General features: G+C 55.3%; 18 protein-coding genes and 1 tRNA gene. 10 read left to right on the forward strand and 9 right to left on the reverse strand.

Translation table 11 applies throughout. The features are described 5' to 3' along the window. The first annotated feature begins 65 nt into the window (after positions 1–65). The 3 genes from ACZ1HF_RS06115 to ACZ1HF_RS06125 all read left to right on the forward strand — a co-directional run bounded on the left by ACZ1HF_RS06115 (position 66) and on the right by ACZ1HF_RS06125 (position 3,195). Positions 66–278: a hypothetical protein gene (locus tag ACZ1HF_RS06115; RefSeq protein WP_472656664.1), complete on the forward strand. Its 213-nt coding sequence runs from the start codon at positions 66–68 to the stop codon at positions 276–278. Positions 279–389: 111 nt separating this feature from the next. Next, complete coding sequence (locus tag ACZ1HF_RS06120; protein WP_472656665.1) at positions 390–806, forward strand: hypothetical protein; 417 nt, start codon at positions 390–392, stop codon at positions 804–806. A 19-nt stretch (positions 807–825) separates the two neighbouring features. After that, positions 826–3,195, forward strand: coding sequence for a DUF2339 domain-containing protein (locus ACZ1HF_RS06125; protein ID WP_472658990.1), 2,370 nt, complete (start codon positions 826–828; stop codon positions 3,193–3,195). Between the two features lie 147 nt (positions 3,196–3,342). On the opposite strand, the gene ACZ1HF_RS06130 is transcribed toward ACZ1HF_RS06125, so the two are convergent. The 3 genes from ACZ1HF_RS06130 to ACZ1HF_RS06140 all read right to left on the reverse strand — a co-directional run bounded on the left by ACZ1HF_RS06130 (position 3,343) and on the right by ACZ1HF_RS06140 (position 5,873). Then, positions 3,343–4,293: an SDR family oxidoreductase gene (locus ACZ1HF_RS06130; protein ID WP_472656666.1), complete on the reverse strand. Its 951-nt coding sequence runs from the start codon at positions 4,291–4,293 to the stop codon at positions 3,343–3,345. Between the two features lie 134 nt (positions 4,294–4,427). Further along, a complete protein-coding gene (locus ACZ1HF_RS06135; protein ID WP_472656667.1) occupies positions 4,428–4,916 on the reverse strand; it encodes an SRPBCC family protein in 489 nt (162 codons plus the stop codon). Between the two features lie 9 nt (positions 4,917–4,925). After that, the gene (locus tag ACZ1HF_RS06140; RefSeq protein WP_472656668.1) at positions 4,926–5,873 is read right to left on the reverse strand and encodes an SDR family oxidoreductase; all 948 of its coding nucleotides are present in this window, start codon (positions 5,871–5,873) and stop codon (positions 4,926–4,928) included. A 153-nt stretch (positions 5,874–6,026) separates the two neighbouring features. On the opposite strand from ACZ1HF_RS06140, the gene ACZ1HF_RS06145 reads away from it, so the two are divergent. The 5 genes from ACZ1HF_RS06145 (at position 6,027) to ACZ1HF_RS06165 (ending at position 11,055) form a co-directional block, all read left to right on the forward strand. After that, a complete protein-coding gene (locus tag ACZ1HF_RS06145; protein ID WP_472656669.1) occupies positions 6,027–6,950 on the forward strand; it encodes an AraC family transcriptional regulator in 924 nt (307 codons plus the stop codon). A gap of 398 nt (positions 6,951–7,348) precedes the next feature. Beyond that, positions 7,349–8,857 (forward strand): replicative DNA helicase, encoded by a 1,509-nt coding sequence (locus tag ACZ1HF_RS06150; RefSeq protein ID WP_472656670.1) that lies wholly within the window; start codon positions 7,349–7,351, stop codon positions 8,855–8,857. 468 nt (positions 8,858–9,325) lie between these two features. Then, positions 9,326–9,402, forward strand: a tRNA-Arg gene (locus tag ACZ1HF_RS06155). A gap of 389 nt (positions 9,403–9,791) precedes the next feature. Continuing rightward, positions 9,792–10,022 carry a hypothetical protein gene (locus ACZ1HF_RS06160; RefSeq protein WP_472656671.1) on the forward strand — a complete coding sequence of 77 codons (231 nt, stop codon included), beginning with the start codon at positions 9,792–9,794 and terminating at the stop codon, positions 10,020–10,022. A gap of 13 nt (positions 10,023–10,035) precedes the next feature. Then, the gene (locus tag ACZ1HF_RS06165; protein WP_472655593.1) at positions 10,036–11,055 is read left to right on the forward strand and encodes an IS110 family RNA-guided transposase; all 1,020 of its coding nucleotides are present in this window, start codon (positions 10,036–10,038) and stop codon (positions 11,053–11,055) included. 247 nt (positions 11,056–11,302) lie between these two features. Here ACZ1HF_RS06165 and ACZ1HF_RS06170 read toward each other — a convergent pair whose 3' ends face one another. The 4 genes from ACZ1HF_RS06170 to ACZ1HF_RS06185 all read right to left on the reverse strand — a co-directional run bounded on the left by ACZ1HF_RS06170 (position 11,303) and on the right by ACZ1HF_RS06185 (position 14,806). Continuing rightward, the gene (locus tag ACZ1HF_RS06170) at positions 11,303–12,844 is read right to left on the reverse strand and encodes a phospholipase D-like domain-containing protein (protein WP_472656672.1); all 1,542 of its coding nucleotides are present in this window, start codon (positions 12,842–12,844) and stop codon (positions 11,303–11,305) included. Between the two features lie 75 nt (positions 12,845–12,919). After that, the gene (locus ACZ1HF_RS06175) at positions 12,920–13,456 is read right to left on the reverse strand and encodes a cytochrome b (RefSeq protein ID WP_472656673.1); all 537 of its coding nucleotides are present in this window, start codon (positions 13,454–13,456) and stop codon (positions 12,920–12,922) included. Between the two features lie 62 nt (positions 13,457–13,518). Further along, positions 13,519–14,058, reverse strand: coding sequence for a hypothetical protein (locus ACZ1HF_RS06180; protein ID WP_472656674.1), 540 nt, complete (start codon positions 14,056–14,058; stop codon positions 13,519–13,521). Between the two features lie 22 nt (positions 14,059–14,080). Then, on the reverse strand, positions 14,081–14,806 hold the full coding sequence (locus tag ACZ1HF_RS06185) for a DUF1499 domain-containing protein (protein ID WP_472656676.1): 726 nt from the start codon (positions 14,804–14,806) through the stop codon (positions 14,081–14,083). A 78-nt stretch (positions 14,807–14,884) separates the two neighbouring features. Between ACZ1HF_RS06185 and ACZ1HF_RS06190 the strand changes: the two genes are divergently transcribed. Both ACZ1HF_RS06190 and ACZ1HF_RS06195 read left to right on the forward strand, forming a co-directional pair. Next, complete coding sequence (locus ACZ1HF_RS06190) at positions 14,885–15,487, forward strand: TetR/AcrR family transcriptional regulator (protein WP_472656677.1); 603 nt, start codon at positions 14,885–14,887, stop codon at positions 15,485–15,487. Then, positions 15,484–15,768, forward strand: a complete 285-nt coding sequence (locus ACZ1HF_RS06195; RefSeq protein WP_472656678.1) for a hypothetical protein — start codon at positions 15,484–15,486, stop codon at positions 15,766–15,768. Before ACZ1HF_RS06190 ends, ACZ1HF_RS06195 begins: the two co-directional genes overlap by 4 nt. Before the next feature lie 669 nt (positions 15,769–16,437). On the opposite strand, the gene ACZ1HF_RS06200 is transcribed toward ACZ1HF_RS06195, so the two are convergent. After that, entirely contained in the window at positions 16,438–16,779 is a 342-nt protein-coding gene (locus ACZ1HF_RS06200) for a D-alanyl-D-alanine carboxypeptidase (protein WP_472656679.1), read from the reverse strand. An 11-nt stretch (positions 16,780–16,790) separates the two neighbouring features. Further along, positions 16,791–17,939, reverse strand: coding sequence for a D-alanyl-D-alanine carboxypeptidase (locus ACZ1HF_RS06205; protein WP_472656680.1), 1,149 nt, complete (start codon positions 17,937–17,939; stop codon positions 16,791–16,793). Positions 17,940–18,105 lie beyond the last annotated feature (166 nt).

The raw sequence follows: 18,105 nt of genomic DNA on the forward strand, positions 1-18,105 counted from the left end.
GCGCCATTGGGCAAAGCATTTAGCGTCATCGCCACGCGCCAAGGGTGAAACGTGTCGGGGGACATATGAAAGACTATTTAACAGATCGGCCTGTCACGGCCGAAAGCATTCTGGCGATGCCAGATAGCGACGTGCCGCAATTCATCCTTATGCAGACGGCTGCAAAATGCCTGCACACCACGATTGCGAAGCTCAACAATGATGTGTTCTGCGATGACCGTTCTATCCGCACCACAGCACGCGAAGCACTGGAAAAGCTGGGCTTTATAGACGCCTAGCACCGCTACCGCGTTTAACTAAACCGGCCGTCACATAATATATCTCTTGTGATTGCCTGAATAATAGGCATTCCTTTGTGGCGGAATGGGACTGGACAGCGGACGCGTGGCGTGTTTGACGAGTTGATCATCGGTGCAATTGTAGTCGCCTTTATTATACTGGCAGCGCTATTTGCCGGGTTGATCTATCTGTTTTTCCGCTATCGCGATCTTGCGACCAAGTTTGCCAAGCAAGAACAGCGACTCACAACGCTTCTGAAACATATTGCAGCCCAGCAAGCAGCACGGCAGGCTGAAAGCGGCGGCACGCCAGATGCAGCAATGCAAACCCCGGTTGAGACAGGGGCGCAGGATGCAGCGCTCCAAGTTGAAACGGGTGATGCGCCCAACATGCCCGCGCCGGCTGCGGACACCCCGGCCCCTGCGCAGACGAATATGCAGGATACAGTCATAACTGAAGCTGCGCAGCCCACGAGACGCTCCCGTCCCTGTAGACGGGCCAGTCGTATTCACTGCGAACAGGTTTGAGGCCTTCAGGGTCTGGCTGCTGAACAACTGGTTTTACGCGATCTCGGCCGTCTCTCTTGGGTTGGCGGGGATCTTCCTTGTGCAATACGGGATGGAAAACGGCCTGCTGCCCCCGACGGCACGGGTCACTGCGGCCCTTGCCTTTGGCGGCGCGCTGATCGGTGCGGGGGAGTTCATTCGCAAGCGCTACGGCGATGGCGAGGACGTGGCGACCGCCTATCTGCCCTCGACCTTCTCGGGCGCGGGGCTGGTTGCTTTGTTTGCAGCTATTCTGTCAGCCCGGATGCTGTACGATCTGATTGGTCCGGAAATGGCATTTGTCGGCATGGTGGCAACTGCGGTTCTGGCGATTGTTCTGGGGTGGTTTCATGGCCCATTGCTGGCCGCTGTTGGCATTGCCGGCGCGATGGTCGCGCCATTTCTGGTCGGTGGAGAGAGCGAAGCGCCCTATTGGCTCTATGGTTACTTTCTGCTGGTCACACTGATCGGGTTGGCGGTCGATGCCCTGCGCCGCTGGGCATGGGTTTCCGTTCTGGCGCTGGTGCTTGGATTTGTAAGCTGCTGGATGCTGTATTCCGGCGTTGGCGGGGCGCAGGCTTATATGCTGGTGATCGCCGTTATGGTCGCCGCCAGTATCGCAATACCTGTCCTACAGCTTAACCCAACCCATGACGGCCCGTTGACGTACCAATTGTTTGCAGCCCGTTCTGGAAATAAATGGCCGGAGTTTCCAACCCGTTTGACCAGCGGCACCACGATTGCAGCGGTTGGTACAATTTGGTGGATCTATACGAACGACGCGTCCAACTTCTGGACCGCGATGGCGGTCCTTGTGGCAATGTTTGCAGGGTTTGCCCTGTGGCTACGTGATGCCCCTGCCCTGTCAGATCTGGCGGCACTACCCGCGCTTGCCTTCTTTGGAATACTTATGGCCGAAGCCAATCAGTATGGCCCCGCCTTTGAAGCTTTTCAAAACGCTGCCAGCAGGCCGCCCGAGACCCCCATGCCAAAAGAGGCCAGCCTTCTGTTTGCAGCCGGCACCCTGATGAGCCTGTGCGCTGCAATCCGCAGCCTGTCCCGGCCCCGGTGGCGCATGCAATGGGGTGCTGCGGCTGCGGGGATAGCCCCTGTCACTCTTGTTGTTCTGGAATTTATATGGGCCCCGTCGCGTGTTATCGGGGCTTACCCGACGGCCTTACATGCCGCTGCATTATCCATCGCCATGATGTTGCTGGCCGAACGCTTTGCCCGTCAGGACGGCCCGGATCACCGTTTGCGTGCTTCCTTCGCCATGCTGGCAAGCCTGTCGATGATTGCCTTGGCCTTCGCGTTGATCCTCAGCTCTGCCACATTGACGCTCGCGCTTGCGGTGACAATGGTTGCCGCTGGCCTGTTAGATCGCAAATTCAACCTGCCCGCTTTAGGCTGGTTCATGCAAGCAATGGCCTTGATCATTGGTTACAGGCTGGTGTTTGATCCCGGCTTGTTCTGGGGCTATGACGCGCCACTGATCGAGCTTCTGGTGGTCTATGTTGGCAGCCTTGCCGCACTTTTTGCAACGCAATATCTGATTGCGCCATTTAAGCGGCCTGTGACGGTGATCGTGTTGGAATCCGCGCTCTGGTCGAACGCGGCTATTTTCGGCACTTTGTTACTGGTGCGTTGGACTACAACCGACACTGATGGAGACAACCTTATCAGTCATTGGTTCCTAAGCTTGGCGGCTATGGTCTGGTTTATCCTCGGCATGGCACAATTCTATCGGATGCAGGCTGGCGGCGTATTGGCCAAGGTGCGGCTGGTTTTGGGTATCCTGCTGAGTGCCATCGGCTGCATATTCCTGCTTGCCGCTCTGACCATTGGCAATCCTTTGATGGATTGGGCGGAGCCAGTGCTGGGGCCGATCATCGCCAATACGCTATTGCTGGCCTACATTCTGCCCGCGCTACTTTTTGCCGCCGCAGCGCGGTATCTGACCCACCTGCCCCGCTGGGTATTGATCGGGTTCAACGCGGGCGCTGTTGGATTGGTGGCCCTCTATGTTGGGTTCGCAATCCGACATTTCTGGCGCGGGGCGGATTTGTCCGTGCCCGGCACCACACAGCCCGAACTGTACAGCTACACGGTCATCTTGATCCTCACGGGCGCGCTGCTTTTGTATCAAGCGATTGCGCGCAAGTCGGCCCTGCTGCGTCGCGCGGCGATGATCGTGATTGGGCTAAGCGTGATTAAAGTGTTCTTCATCGATATCTCGGGCCTGCAAGGCCTGACGCGCGTGTTCTCGCTATTGGCCCTTGGCCTGGCACTGGCTGGACTTGCATGGCTCAACCGCTGGGCTGCTTCGGCTCCAGATGCTGAGGAAACGTCCGAAATGCCGAACGTCAGATGACTTTGACCTTCATTTCACTAACTGACCCAAAAATGAGAAAATCGGGTAAGCTGCCGTTCCTATTGATCGCAGCTAAGGTCCGGTTCGAGCCCAAATTTCTTGATGCTGCACCACGCACCAATGTCGGCTGTGCGGCATGTGATGTAATCATCGCGCCCAGATGAACCCGGTCGCCTTTTCAGACAACTCCCACAACTTTGCCATAACGTGCTTATCATATGCGTGGTGGTGAAGCGTGCCCTTGCCGACCGGCCCGACGAATTCCATGCGACCCGTGGGGCCGTAGAGAGCTCGCTGTTCCAGACCATTCTCTGTTGCACACATTACTTCTGGCCACGAACCTTTCTCGGCCGATTGCACCATCGGCGAAAGGGACATGAGTTTGAACATGATCCGTGTCGCGAAATTACCGCTGGTGGTGATCAGCGATGTCCGTGATGAGCCGGGGTGGCAGACGTAAACTTCGACATCCGTCTTGCCCGCAGCGGCCAACCGATCCTGCAGCTCGTAGGCGAACATCATCTGCGCCAGCTTGCTTTGGGAATAGGTCCTGTTCTGGTGGTAGTTCTTGTCCCAATTCATGTCATCGAACTGAATGGCTTTGATCCCCATGTTGTAGCCAAGGCTGCTGACCACAACGATCCGGCCCTTCGACTCTTCGATCCGCTCGAAGAGCAGGCCGCAAAGTAGGAAGTGTCCGTAGTGGTTCGTGCCCAGCATGCTCTCATGGCCGTCTACGGTGAACTGCTGCGTCGGCACCTGCGCGATCGCCGCATTGCACATGAGCGCATCGATACGGGGGACGGTTTTCAGGACTTCTTCAGCGGCTTCGCGCACGCTGGCCAGCGAAGCAAGGTCCATGCGGACGAAGCTCACATCGGCCTCATGCCCGAACTCTTCCTTTAATTCGGCGATGGCGGCCTTTGATTTGTCGGCACTGCGGTTCAGCATCACCACCTTGGCGCCCTTGGTGAGGAGCGTGCGCGCAGCCTGAAATCCCGCCCCGGCATTGGCACCCGTAATGACATAGGTTTTGCCTTCCAGTGAACCCAGGCGCTCCGGTGTCCAGCCTTGCGGTCCGAATGTTGTATCAGCCATTTTCTTTCTCCTGCCAGCGCTGACTGGCGACTTGTGTCTTTCGTTTGTCTTGACGCTGCAGATAACTCTCAGAGGCCTTTTGAAATAGGCGCGATCATCTCTGAGAATTGTCTGATTGTATCAAATGCGTCGGCTTAGTCAGGTTTCACACCGCGATCGATCCCGCTTCCATAGCGTCCTTCGTAAGCCTTCCCGAGGCTCCGGAGGACTGAATTCTGTGCTCTGCGAAAAATGACACGAAAAAGCCAGCCGGTCCCGAAATACTTCGGATTGAAGCCACCCCTGTATCTCGCGAGTAGCCCGTCAGGCCGTTGTTCAAGGAACAGTTCGCCAGCGAAATCATTCACCGGCATTGCGCCATTGCGGGAGGCGTAACTGAAATACTCCGGTGACTGGAAACCGACGACATCCTCAATGATGATCATCGACCCGGACACGACGGATCGCACGGCACCCTCACCCTGGGTGTGGCCCTTGCCCGCTTTGACGATGGAAATCTCTCCCGGCAAGATGTCCGACTTCGACCAGGCGACATGGTCGACAAACAAGTCCCAGAACCTTTGCCGATCGAACCCGGGATAGAAGTGTTCAAGTTGATATTGGACCTGCTTGTTCGGAGCCATGATACCGCTCTACGGAGACCAATTTGCGGATGCCATCCGCTCTGAGACTGACCAGAGCTCTGTTGCGGCTTCCGGATCGAGAGCATGCTCCGCGAGATCGCATTGATCGACTGGGCCTACAAAATTGGACCGCTTTGTTGGACCGTATAGAGCCTCGGACTTCAGGTTCTGTTCGGTAGCGCATAGCACTATGGGCCAGGACCCTTTCTCGGCGGATTGTCCGATGATAGGTGACACCAGTGTCGTGACGATCTTCATCGGGCGGTAGATATTGTCGCCCTTCAACAAATCCGTACGTGAATAACCGGGATGACAAACCTGAACCTGAACACTCTTCCCCGCAGTCAGAATTCGGCGTTGCAACTCGTAACCGAACATCATCAGCGCCAATTTGCTATGAGCATAGGTGTTCAGAGGATGGTAGTTTTTGTCGAAGTTGAGATCTTCAAACTGAATTCGCTTCAGTCCCATTTTGTAGCCTTCGCTGCCAACAAGCACGATACGCCCCTTCGACTGCTCAATCTGATCGAAGAGCAATGCGCATAATAGAAAATGCCCGATGTAGTTGACGCCCAAGTGGCTTTCGAAGCCGTCTATGGTGATCTCTTGCCTGGCCACCGCCGAGATGGCGGCATTGCAGATAAGTGCGTCTATGGGAGGAACTTTCTCCATTACAGCCGCTGCTGTGAGCCGTACGGAGCTCATCATGGACAAATCCAAGTGGATGAAAGAAATCTCAGCGTTATCGCCAAACTCTTCCTTCATCTTGGCGATGACGGCTGCTGACGCAATGCCGTTTCGGTTCAACATCACAACACGCGCGCCCTTTGACAGGAACACGCGTGTGGCCTCGTATCCGATCCCGGTGGTCGCACCGGTGATGACATATGTTTTGCCGGACAACGAGGCGAGACGTTCCGGTGTCCAGCCCTTTGGTCCAAATGCTTTGCCTGCCATGTCAGCATCTCCTAAAAACAACGGTTTGCCGTTTTCCCTTAGAGCTATAGGTATATCTCACGGGACCCGCTTATTAGGCGAGATCGTCTCGAATAGTTGCCTATTCGTATCAACGGGATTGAGATTGAGGCTCTGCCGTGCAAGGTGATCAGTATGAGTAAGCAACAGATCGCACAGATTATTGAGAACCGGGTCGGTGAGGCCGGGATGGTTGAAACCGGCTTGAAGGGCGTGCAACTCTTTCGCGTGATCAACTCAATTCCTTGTGCTCCGGCCGTGTACCAACCGTGCGTGGTCGCGATTGTGAGTGGCGCCAAGGAGGCCGTTCTGGACGGTCGGCGGTATGTGTACGATAGCAGTCGATACATGTGTTGCCCTATGTCCATGCCTGTGGAAGCTGGAACGCCCGCCTCCTCACCAGACAATCCTCTCCTGGGTGTACTTGTCTCGCTGGAGACGCGCGTGATGGCTGAATTGGCTATCGAGATAGAGACTTCTGTCGGTGCTGTCGGCCCCTCCAATCGCGGCCAAGTCTCGCATGGGCTTACACTGGCCGGGTGGGACTCCATGTTCACCGAGGCGTTGTTGCGTCTTCTGCAACTGGGGGATAGCAGGGTTGACGCGGAGGTGCTTGCCGACGGTCGCCTTCGCGAGCTGTACTACGCAATTCTGAAAGGAGAAGCGGGAGCATCGGCAAGGCGTGCATTCGGCGTTGGCAACGAAATTGCGCGGACAATCAAGTTCCTGTCTTCCCACCTCGATGAACCGGTCACTATCGATGACATGGCCGGACAGGTAGGGATGAGCCGCGCGGTATTCCACCGCAAATTCAAACAGGCGACCACGATGTCACCCATTCAATTCGTGAAATCTATGCGTCTAAACAGCGCCGCGATGAAGATTGTAGGAGGCACCACCGTAAACGAAGCTGCAATGGATGTGGGCTATGTAAGCTCGTCTCAGTTTAGCAGAGAATTCAAACGCATGTATGGCCAGTCTCCCAGACAATGGAGCGAGTCGTTGCAACTCCCGAACGGAAGGCGCGCCATGATGGCTCCAGGGCCGTTTCCAGCATAAGTGTCCCACGATGTTTTGCAGGAAGCGGACATTTATTTTTTCGAAGCAAATGGCTGGTTAGTCCCAATCTTACCAGTTCGTGGCTGTCATAATGAAGGTCCGGTCAGGGTCAGAGATGCTTGATGTTTGGGCCAATACTGCCTGACAGAGCTACACAGCTACTTTCAGAAAACCCGCTGCATGGAGTCAATGTTGCGTGACGTTTCACACCTATGAGCCAATATCTACCACCTAGGCAAAAAAATCACCGCAAAAATACTATATCTTGACCCAGTACGCCCTTTGGGCGCAATATAAGGGAAAATAAAATAGCTCACAGACAATCCACAGGATATCCAGATTGAACCGCAGCTCCGGATCAGCGATGACAGGTCATTCAAAAAACAAAAGGGACGGTCATGAATGACCTGAGTACGCTGCCGAGCGCTGGGACGAATACGGGCACAAATGTAGATGAAACCGGGGCGTTACCCCATAACATTGAAGCTGAGCAACAGCTTCTGGGCGCGATTTTGACAAATAACGAGGTCTTTGACCGAGTCGCCTCTATTATAACGCCAGAGCACTTCTTTGATCCGGTTCATCGCCGCATTTTCGAGACATCAGCGGCCCGCATCCATAAGAACCTGCTGGTGTCACCCGTCACGCTCAAACCGTATTTCGAAGAAGATGAGGGTCTGAAGGAACTTGGTGGCCCGGCCTATCTGGTAAGGCTGCAAGGTGCTTCGATTTCGGCCTTTGCCGCGCGCGATTATGCGCAGATGATCTATGACCTGGCGATCCGACGCGAATTAATCGGGTTGGGACAGGAAATTGCCTCCCGCGCGGGTGTTGTTGACACGGAAAGCGATCCGAAAAGCCAGATCGTGGATGCGGAACAGCGGCTTTATAAATTGGCCGAAGATGGGCGCTCGGAAACCGGATTTCAAAGCTTTCTCAAAGCCGTAACAGATGCTGTTAATGTCGCAAATGCCGCCTACCAACGTGATGGTGGCATGGCAGGTGTGTCCACCGGCCTGATGGATATGGACAAAAAACTAGGCGGGCTGCACAAATCCGACCTGCTAATCCTTGCCGGACGCCCGTCTATGGGTAAGACCTCACTGGCGACAAATATCGCGTTCAACATCGCCAAAGCCTATAAAAAAGGTCAGATGCCAGATGGACAGGAAGGCGCCATCGAAGGGGGCGCTGTGGGATTTTTCAGCCTTGAGATGTCCGCCGAACAGCTTGCCGCACGTGTTCTGTCTGAGGCCGCAGAGGTGCCATCCGAGCAAATCCGCCGCGGGGATATGACCGAAGGGGAATTCCGCCGTTTTGTCGAGGCAGCCAAGGCGCTCGAAGCCTGCCCGCTCTATATCGATGACACGCCTGCCCTGCCCATCAGCCAGCTTGCCGCACGCGCCCGCCGCCTGAAACGGACCCACGGGTTGGATGTGCTGATCATCGATTATCTGCAACTGGTCCGTCCTGCGACCGCCAAAGACAGCCGCGTGAACGAAGTGTCCGAGATTACCCAAGGCCTCAAGGCCATCGCCAAGGAATTAGACATCCCTGTCATCGCCCTGTCCCAGCTATCGCGTCAGGTTGAAAGTCGTGACGATAAACGCCCGCAACTGTCAGACCTGCGCGAGTCCGGCTCGATTGAGCAGGATGCGGATGTGGTGATGTTCGTCTACCGCGAGGAATATTACAAAGAGCGCGAAAAACCCGGTGATCACGAATTGGAAAAAATGGCCAATTGGCAGGCGGAAATGGAAGCCGTACACGGCAAAGCGGAAGTTATCATCGGCAAGCAAAGACATGGCCCGATTGGGTCGGTCGATCTGTCCTTCGAAGGCCGCTTCACAAGGTTCGGCAATCTGGTAAAGCCTTGGCAGAATGATGGGGGATCAGACAGTTTCTGATCTTGCCTGAATTCCGTTGCTGCGACTCACCCGGTTTTATGGTATGGATTATGTATGAAAGCCGTCTTCAGCGCTTCAATTCCAGGCATAACCTCTTAACATTGCGCATGAGAGATGCTTCGTCAGACCGCCGCATTCAAGCGGCGGTTTTGATGTGAAGGTTGCGAATTTTTGCACTGCACACGTCCTTTATCTTGAGGCCATTCAGACCCGATCCCGATAGACTTCAGACAGACATCCAAAATTGAGCATTGCGGCCCCTGTCGCCCAAAGCTATATCACGACAAACGCACCCGTAGCTCAGCTGGATAGAGCGCTGCCCTCCGAAGGCGGATGTCAAGTCTGGCGAAGGTCAAGGGTGCTGGAAGAAAGAGGTTATGGAACAAAGACTTGGGCGGATATCGGATTCGCTGTTCAAACGGGTCGAAGTTTCACGTAAGCACTGCGTAAGCAGTTGGAAAAAATAGGGCACCCGTAGCTCAGCTGGATAGAGTATTCGCCTCCGAAGCGAAAGGTCGCGCGTTCGAATCGCGCCGGGTGCACCATTTCTTCTTTGTTGAACGTCAGTTGACTTTGACCTTCACGTAACGAGATTGACCCAAAAATCAGAAATGCGGGAAAGCCGCCGTTCGTACGGATCGCAGCTAAGGTCAGCGAAGAGCCCAACCCGGCCATCGACTTTTCTCGCTGCGTGCGCTCGCAGCACAAGACTTGCTGCAGATGCTCAGTTCGGGACGCCGCGCGGCAGCGGGGATCGGTGCCATTCGTTCACCTCGCAGCGAGGGTTTTCAGGGTAACTCACAGGTTGCGGACAAGGTGTACCTTCGATGTGTCTGCGCGAAAGCACGCTCTTTGTGATTATCCAAAAAAAACAGACGGAAATGAGTGGCAAGTCCGTAGTATAAAAAAATAGATAGACATTTTGGAGGTCGTCATGCGCCTGATGACCATCACACTGATTTCGGCACTTGTCCAAACGTCTTCGCTATACGCCGAGACCTATGACGCCGATGTTTGGGCGGACAACTGGTTCGAAATGCGTGTGAACGGCGAGCAAGTTGCTGAAGACAGCGTTCCCATCACGACTGAGCGGATGAAGTGGATGGCTCCTGCTCCACCCGGCGTCGCAATGCGCCATAATGCAGGTGTCGAAATCTGCTTTTGAGAGGAGCCACCCAATGCAAGTAAAAACCATAGGACTGGATCTGGCCAAGAATGTTTTTCAGGTTCACGGAGTTTCTGTGACTGGCGACAAGGTCTTCAACAAGAAGATCAAACGCGCAAAACTGTTAGAGTTCTTTGAGGGCCTACCGCCTTGTGTGGTCGGTATGGAAGCCTGCGGTTCGGCCCATCATTGGGGCCGTGAACTTCGCAAGTTAGGGCACGATGTCCGTTTGATGCCAGCAACTTACGTCAAGCCATATGTCAAACGCGGAAAGACCGACGCAGTGGATGCAGAGGCAATCTGCGAAGCGGTTGGCCGCCCGACGATGAGATTTGTTGAGATCAAGACCGAAGACCAGCCAGCTCTTTTGACCGCCCACCGCACGCGCGAACTCATCGTCCGCCAGAGAACCCAGGTCTCAAACATGATACGGGGGATGCTGCGTGAGTTTGGCTATGTTCTCCCAACCGGGGTTGAGGCTGTGGCCCGCTTTTCCAAAAGCCACCTGGACGGTGATCAACCTAAAATTCCCGAACTGGCGAACGGGGTTCTCGGCACCTTGTGTTATCAACTCCTTGGGCTCAGCGCCCGAATTGAAGGCTTTTCCAAGTTGATCGAGAGCCATGCTCGGCGAGATGCCAACGCACGCCGACTGATGCAGGTGCCTGGGATTGGTCCAATTACGGCGTCGGCCATCGTGGCGACCGTCGGCGACGCCAAACAGTTCAAAACCGGACGAGATCTGGCCGCTTGGCTGGGCTTAACCCCGCTCAACAAGTCCAGTGGCGGCAAAGAGAGGCTTGGGCGGATTACCAAGAAAGGTGATCATTACCTCAGGAAACTTCTTATCGTTGGCATGACATCGCGCGCATTGATGGCAAAACTCCATCCCGAGAAAGTCGATATCTGGACAGCGAGGATGCTCGCTGGAAAGCCGGTTCGACTTGCAACAGTTGCCATGGCAAACAAAACCGCGCGCGTGATCTGGGCAATGTTGACGAGACAGGAGAATTACCGGCAGCCGGTCACCTGATCGGGACACCTGCCAGAGATGCAAGGCGCATGACGTGATGATGCGGACTAAGTCAACCAAGAGCGAGGACACTCCGGGAATGACGTTGGCCCTCGAAGGCCGTGAAGCCGATTGGAACCTCGCTTGCGGAAATCATCAAGGCCAGTGGCAGATCACCACATGAACAGGCCGGACAGACGACTGTACTGATTAAACGCCGCAATAAACGTCAAAAATGTCTTGCAATGCAGGAGCCATCCACAGACGGTCAATCAATCGGCAGCAATCCTATCAAAACGATGGCGACCTGTTGGAACCAGCTCGCTCCGGGTTCTTCTTGATAAACCACCGTTTCGCCGTCTTCGAGAAGTTCAAGCCAGATCATCTTGTCTTCGGGCGTAAGTTGTGGCCGATAGCTGACAAGTTCTAGGTGTTCGTCAAAGCGCTCGTTCGACTCCGCCGCGAGAGTAGGGCTGTCGATCAGAAAGCCCATTTCACAATTCAGTCTGGCCGAGCGGGGATCAAAATTGAATGATCCGATAAAAACGCGCGCACTATCGACTGCGAATGTCTTTGCATGCAGACTGGCCCCCGACAGGCCCAACGGAAATACTTGCAGATCAACTTCAGACGACATGTCGCCTCGCAATTTCAGCTCATAAAGCGATATGTCCGCTTCCAGCAATTCGCGCCGATACTTGGTGTATCCGGCATGGACCATCAAGACATCGGTGGTATTCATCGCATTCGTGAGAATTCGAACGTCGATACCTGCCTCTGACAGGTCGGTCAGATACGTGGTTCCTTGCACACCCGGCACGAAATAGGCGGACACCAGATCCAGCCGGTTTTCGACACTCCCAAGTATTTCTCCCAACTGCGTGATCATCAGTTGATCAGCTGTTGCAGTCCCTTGCCCTTTTGCCGGATCATCCGCGATAAGCCGCACGGTCGTCCACTCAAATGGTATTTGGCCATTTGCATGTTGATCCACACTGCTTTGTAAATCTCCTAGGAGCGTCTCTGCTTCAGAGGACGAAAAAACGTCGGCGACACGGTCTTCGAATGCTGAAAGGTCACCCTCACCGTCGATGATGGTTTCAACCTCAAAGACTGATGCGCTGTTCCAGTAGGCGTCGAACATATCGGCTGTTTCCGGAAGCACTGCACCGGCGGCAAGCACATCCAAGTCAATGTAGAAGGCATCATCGCCAACGTCGAAATATTCATCGCCAATGTTGCGCCCACCGACAATTGCGATAGCCCCATCAACGATGAAGGATTTGTTGTGCATCCGCCGGTTCATGCGGAAAAAATCGAACGCGTACCCAAGTAATTTGGGGCTGCGCACCGTGGATGGATTAAAGAGGCGGATTTCAAAATTGGGTTGCGCGTTCAGCGCGGCCATGACGTCATCCATATCTGGTACGCCGTTGTCGTCCAGCAACAATCTCACACGCGCGCCGCGCTTTGACGCCTGATACAGCGCGTCCAGCAACATGATGCCGGACGTATCGTCCTGCCAGATATAGTACTGGGCATCAATTGAACGCTCGGCCACATCCGCGAGCTCAAGTCGGCTTGCCAGTGCGTCGGATCCGCTTTGAAGGGGAATGACGCCCGTCAAGCCGGGCTGTTGGGCGGCTGCATCAATGAAGGAGGCACCAAGATGCGTCTCCAGATCGGCTGGGATGGCAGCACTCTCTTGGCGGGTCGAAATGTCCGGTAACGGGAATAACACCCGCGCCACAACGACAAAAACAAGGAAAGCAACGACCAGCTTCGCAAGGACTTTCAAAGTGCGTTTCAATCTCTCAAAGTCCCTGGTTTCGCGTTGCCGATTTGGATGCCGCAGTGGGTCGTAAGCATTGAATGGTCTGTTCCCTCACGCTATCCGTTTTAGAACACCGTCACGTTTGACGAGCTGATGCCAAACTATAGCAGCACCAATGTGCCCAAGCACCACTGCTGCGAGGATCCATCCCAATGTTCCGTGCCAGTCTGAGATCGTCTTTGTCCAAGCTATAGCGGCGTCCTGGGCGGGGAATACCTGCAAACCTAGATAGCTGAAGCCCCGCGTTCCACCCGCTGACCCGATAATCTTGAGTGCTGGAACGATCACCATGAGTGCATAGAGCCCGGCATGCCCGGCCTTTGCTGCATAGCCCATAAGGCCCGTCTCTGTCGGCCGATTGCGGAGATTCCAGAGCCCCCAAGCACCGCGCAAAAGCACCAGAAGGAGCAAGGTCACGCCCAAATCAGCGTGATAACTCCAAAGGGCATCGCGCAATGTGTTTTCACGCGGCAATGCCCAATGCGCTGCAGCAGAAGCGAATTGCAGAGCAAACAGGGCGGCCATGCCCCAGTGGAAAAGGCGGCTCACAAGGCCGTAGCGGTCTGGGCTGTCGGTCAAACTGGTCATTGAAACTGTCCTTCGCGTTAAAGGTATCTGTCTGGATGCGAGGGCACCCCAGGGTTAGTGAATCATTGCCGAATGACCCATTGCTTGAAGCTAGGCACCAGTCCGTCACAGGTAGTCAGGATGAGATCACGCGATTGGAAAGGGCCAGCGTCGTCGATGGTTGCGGCGACCGTCACACATTGCGCCCCATCGTTGCCCAGACGGATTTCCATGCTGGCTTCGTCGTAGGTAAAACGCTGGGCTTCATCCGTTTCGTCACATGCAATCAGTCCGAACGGATTTTCGGTGTTATCCGGCGCGTTATAGGCCATGCACATGTCCGCATAGGTCGCCGATTGGATCAGGCCGCTATCAGCCGCGTAGGTGAAGAGCACGTCGTCGCCGGTCGGTTTGCAGGAATGCGCATGCAGCTGGTCGCTCAGGCCTCGGCCTTCGGTGTCGATGCACCAACCAAGCGAGGCTTCTTCGCCAAGGTTGTCCGCAAGGTGGATCACAGGTCCCACTGTCTGAATGGTGGGCGCGTCAGCGAATGAAAGTTGCGCGATCCACGACGCCAGAGTAGCGGCGATCAGGGCGGTGGAAATCGAAGGGGAGATTGTCATAGCTCAGTCCTTTCTTGATGGGTTAGTTTTGGAACTGCTGTTGAAAGTCGCGGATACGCGCCGCGTTGACGCCTTGGTCGCTGCGCCCCACCCGTGAGACACCGCGCATATCGACGCGGCTTCCGTCGCCTTGAGGCGTCACGACGACTATGACGTCATCTGCGAAATAAAAGACAGACGTGCGGGCGGTTGCCTCAAAGCGAAGACGTTCCGCATCGGCCGCGACGATCTCCCAGCCCATGTCCTGGGCGACAGTCAAAGCGCGCTGGTACGCATCGTCGGCGGACAGGTCTGTTTCGAGCGATGCGATATCCGGATAAGCCGCGACTTGTGCTGCAGCCAATTCAGGCCCGCCATATTCAAGTGTATTGCTTGCCCCAGCACGTGTGTCATCGAGAACTTCGAACTCCGGCGGGTTTGCTGTATCGGTCGAGATGTCGTGGATCGGTGCTGCGCGTGGCGTCGGGTTAAGCGTGCTCGAGATCATGGGGATCAACAGAGCCACGCCGACAATCGCTGCCACACCGCCAAGCGTCGCTTGAGTTTTTTCCTTGCGAACCAGGTGGATCACCAACGCGAGCAACCCAACGCCTGCAATGATCCCTGCCAAAGGATTGAAGTAGGTCCGATAAAGACCAAAGCCGGTAATCGGCTCCCACAACCCCAGCCGCGCTCCGAACAGTATCAATGCGGCAACAACTGCGCCGATGATGGCGACGAGCAGGGCGATCTTTCCACTATGTTTCATTTTCTATCCAATCTTTGACTTGCGTGTTGCTTGGGTGCTTGGTATGCAAACTTTGCAGACTATGCAAGGTTTAGATTGATGACACTTTCGTTACGAGAAAGAAGGCGGCAAGAAACTGCGCTTCAAATCCAGAGGGCTACTCTGGAATTGGCCGTGAAAAGCGGTCTTGATAATGTGACAACAGATGAGATCGCGGCGGAGTCGGGCGTCAGCACGAGAACGTTCTTCAATTACTACCCAAACAAAGAAGCCGCAGCGATCGGTCACCCACCGGCCTTTACTGAAGCGCAGATGGACGCCTTGCGCGATGGAGTTGGGCCTTTGGCGGTAGACCTCAAACAGCTTCTGGACAGTCACATCGCGGCCTTGTCAGAAAGACAAGATATTATTCGCATGGTCGGAAATGTTCTGCGGTCAAATGACAAAGCACGTGGAATCCTTGAAGGACTTCTCGGCGCAGAGCGTCGTGTGCTGACTGAAACGCTGCTCATGCGTTTGGATAATCGTCAAGCGGCTGCATCGCTCGCGGGCAGTGTCACCAGCGCAATAGGGGCGACGATTTTCCTTTGGCAACAAGAAGAAGACATGACCCTTAGCACGGCTTTGGATGTTGTCTGGGACGGCCTGATCAACGCGGCGCGGCTTCTGTCTTCTACACAAAACAATGAGGCCCAATCATGAAAAGGTTTCTCTATGTCATCGTGTCACTCGCCATTGTTGCTGGTGCTTATGTCTGGTCCTTCGGTGTTCCGGGCGCGGTGCTGCCCAGCGAGGGCGGCGAAGCGCCCATTGCCCAAGTTCGGGGTGGCGGAGCGTGTCTCGGGTTCGTGCTGGGTCATGGGCGTTGTGCCTCCTTGTCGCTGACCGCGCCTCGCGCGGCCTTCATGGGCGACGGAAAGCGGGACGCGACCGGGCCTGCATCCCTCATCAGAGGGACCGAAGCGTCAGCGGAGGATGGCTAAGGCGGCGCCGTTTTGGATCGCGATGCAAAGCCGAGGCTTGTCCTCGGCGGCGGAAAACGGTGTCGCCGCAGCCATTGCCGGACCGGTCGGGTTCCGCTCCGGCTCGCCCCTCTCGGGAAACTGACTAAAATTTAAGAAAAACGGCATTGCTGCCGTTCGTGCGGATCGCAGCGAATGGCGCACAAAGCGCAGAATTACATGCTCAAAATACTCTCTTAGTCTGCTTTAGCCTGTGTTCAGTCTCTCATGGACCAGCCGAAGGCATCTATCGCCCTCATGCGTGGACGAGATCAAGCAGGGGTTTTGCCACTCGTTTTGAAAGGTGAAAGTAGCTCCGCCAAATATAACCTCGGCGGCTATAAGAAACTGCTTTTGTTCCGCTTTTCCGAAAACGGTTGTAATTGCCTCCACAACTACAGGAATGTCATCTTCTTCGAATTCCAAAGAAAGATGACCGTTTCGGAGTTTGAATAGTGCAATAGTCATAATTTCGAGGATGGCTTTGAGTGCCAAAAGTTGTCAATGTCTGGCAGTCTGGACGAACAGCAACTAAGCCCACTAACCAACATTCGCTAAGAACTCCTTACCCTCTGCGATATCACGACCTGACAATCACCCCGATAAACACCTTATCGTTACGGGTCAGGGTTTCGCCTGTACGCAAAACGCTTAGCCTGTATGTACCAGCGACCAGCGCCGGATCAGGTCCCATTGCATCCGTCTGGCGCGGCCATTCCAGGATCGTGCGCCGCGGGGGCGCTCTTTCTCTTCGACCTTCAGCGCAGCCCGGCGCGGCACGTCCGAAGCGAAAATCGCAAAGGCCAGATCACGCCCGTCTGACGCTTTGAAATACCCTGCTAAAGCGCTGACAAAGTTCAGGGTGCCTGTTTTGGCCCTGACCTGAAGTGTCCCAGCCCTGATCGTCGCCGCTTTATCATCCTTCAGCGTGATCTCTTTCATGATACCGCGCAGCGTTCCATCTGCCCCGGCCCCGACAAGCGCCTTAACCATTTCCTGTGCGGTTATCTGTGATTGCCCCCCAGCCCCGAATGATCCACAAAATGCGCCTTGCGTGTGCCATGCTTCTCGGCCAGCCACGCAGCCATCTGCGCACCCGAGGCCGCCAGCCCGGATCCTGTGCTGTCACGACCCACAGTCGCGCTGAGCCCCACGACCTCGGCGGTCAGGTTGGTAGAATATTTCAGCATATCCTTGCAAATGCGCGTCAGGCTTGGGCTGAGATGTTCTGCCAGAACGCTGCCCTTCGGCATCGCGGTCGTTATTTCTGGATAAGGCAGTGCTATGCCGTGGCTACGGGCCACGGATTGAAACACATCACCCGCATAAATCTCGGGCCTGCGCACAGGCAACCAACGTCCGCCATTACCGCCCAGCGCCTTGCGTGCCACGCTCCAGGTATCGCGGCCATTATCGCCGGAATAGGCAAAAACCGGGAAGGCGCGTTCTGCAATCAGGGTTGTCGCAAAAGCAACACCGGGCCTGATGCGGCCGGTCCGGGCATCCATGACCACATCATAGCCCCCACCATTGCGCTTCCATTCCAGATAGACCCGGTTGAAATTCAGGTTCAGACCTGACACAGCAGGGTTATAGCCCACATGCTCGGGCTGGCCCGGATCGATCCGGTCCTGCATAGGCAATGCGCCGCCATAGACCTTGAACTTGCCTGTCACCTCGCGCATGCCTATCTCTTTCAGACGACCTGCCATATCCAGCAACATATCCGGATCCAGAGTAGGGTCCGCCCCACCAACCAGCACCAGATCGCCGCGGATCACACCATTGGCTAATGGGGCCGTTGCAATCAGTTGGGTGCGAAAGCGATGTTCCGGCCCCAATGTATCCAATGCATAAAGTGTGGTAATGGCCTTGGCCACGCTGGCCGGGGGCTGCAGTGCCAGTGGATTTAATGTCTCTAGAATCTCGCCCGTGCGGGCATCGGCCACGGCAAAACTGACTTTTCCACCAAGTTTCGCAGCGGAAACCAACGCCTCGGCCCCTTTGGTCGCCCGCTTTACAGCATCCAAAGGCCGGGTCTGCGGACGAAGGGATACTTCCGGTGCATTGGCCAAGGCAGCACCAGCAGTGCCGTACATCAGGAACGCAAGAACCGTCCTGCGGCCAAATCGCTTGGGGGGTAAAGTCTTCATGGGCGAACCCTATGCGCAACTGCTTTGCAGAGGCAAGATCAGACCACTCATAAAGCTGTGACGCTGGTGACTTGCACAGCACACTGCTATGGGCATGGGATGGAGCGCACTTTTGAGTCAATGCCCCTAATTTCTTGAATCCTATCAGGAATCCCGCACTAAACAA

The organism is Litoreibacter sp. GN1-5 (assembly GCF_055693805.1).

Excerpts from the sequence above, each read along its gene's own strand:
- ACZ1HF_RS06115 (WP_472656664.1), top strand. The coding sequence starts at position 66 with ATGAAAGACTATTTAACAGATCGGCCTGTCACGGCCGAAAGCATTCTG.
- ACZ1HF_RS06130 (WP_472656666.1), bottom strand. The coding sequence starts at position 4,293 with ATGGCTGATACAACATTCGGACCGCAAGGCTGGACACCGGAGCGCCTG.
- ACZ1HF_RS06135 (WP_472656667.1), bottom strand. The coding sequence starts at position 4,916 with ATGGCTCCGAACAAGCAGGTCCAATATCAACTTGAACACTTCTATCCC.
- ACZ1HF_RS06140 (WP_472656668.1), bottom strand. The coding sequence starts at position 5,873 with ATGGCAGGCAAAGCATTTGGACCAAAGGGCTGGACACCGGAACGTCTC.
- ACZ1HF_RS06145 (WP_472656669.1), top strand. The coding sequence starts at position 6,027 with ATGAGTAAGCAACAGATCGCACAGATTATTGAGAACCGGGTCGGTGAG.
- ACZ1HF_RS06150 (WP_472656670.1), top strand. The coding sequence starts at position 7,349 with ATGAATGACCTGAGTACGCTGCCGAGCGCTGGGACGAATACGGGCACA.
- ACZ1HF_RS06160 (WP_472656671.1), top strand. The coding sequence starts at position 9,792 with ATGCGCCTGATGACCATCACACTGATTTCGGCACTTGTCCAAACGTCT.
- ACZ1HF_RS06165 (WP_472655593.1), top strand. The coding sequence starts at position 10,036 with ATGCAAGTAAAAACCATAGGACTGGATCTGGCCAAGAATGTTTTTCAG.
- ACZ1HF_RS06175 (WP_472656673.1), bottom strand. The coding sequence starts at position 13,456 with ATGACCAGTTTGACCGACAGCCCAGACCGCTACGGCCTTGTGAGCCGC.
- ACZ1HF_RS06180 (WP_472656674.1), bottom strand. The coding sequence starts at position 14,058 with ATGACAATCTCCCCTTCGATTTCCACCGCCCTGATCGCCGCTACTCTG.
- ACZ1HF_RS06185 (WP_472656676.1), bottom strand. The coding sequence starts at position 14,806 with ATGAAACATAGTGGAAAGATCGCCCTGCTCGTCGCCATCATCGGCGCA.
- ACZ1HF_RS06190 (WP_472656677.1), top strand. The coding sequence starts at position 14,885 with ATGACACTTTCGTTACGAGAAAGAAGGCGGCAAGAAACTGCGCTTCAA.
- ACZ1HF_RS06195 (WP_472656678.1), top strand. The coding sequence starts at position 15,484 with ATGAAAAGGTTTCTCTATGTCATCGTGTCACTCGCCATTGTTGCTGGT.
- ACZ1HF_RS06200 (WP_472656679.1), bottom strand. The coding sequence starts at position 16,779 with ATGGTTAAGGCGCTTGTCGGGGCCGGGGCAGATGGAACGCTGCGCGGT.
- ACZ1HF_RS06205 (WP_472656680.1), bottom strand. The coding sequence starts at position 17,939 with ATGAAGACTTTACCCCCCAAGCGATTTGGCCGCAGGACGGTTCTTGCG.